Annotated in this window: 1 protein-coding gene; it reads right to left on the bottom strand. The window is 74.2% G+C overall.

What is annotated here, in order from left to right:
* On the bottom strand, positions 1 to 225 hold a 225-nt coding region (locus tag ACLU3S_RS37055; RefSeq protein ID WP_413956365.1), incomplete at both ends, for an acyltransferase domain-containing protein.

Below are 225 nucleotides of genomic sequence, written 5' to 3'. Positions count from 1 at the left end.
GAGGCCATCGCGCCCCGGCCCGCCAGGCTGCGGGCGATGACCTGGCTGCGCAACGCCACCACCCGCGCCGCGTCCCGCAACGACAACGCACCCGCCACACACGCCGCGGCGATCTCACCCTGCGAGTGACCGATCACCGCCGCCGGCTCCACACCCCACGACCGCCACACCGCCGCCAGCGACACCATCACCGCGAACGACACCGGCTGCACCACATCGACCCGC

The sequence above is a fragment of the Streptomyces sp. AF1A genome, assembly GCF_047340315.1.
GTDB lineage: Bacteria > Actinomycetota > Actinomycetes > Streptomycetales > Streptomycetaceae > Streptomyces.
Note: the sequence above shows the minus strand (reverse complement) of the source record. Positions and strands in the feature narration are given on the sequence as shown.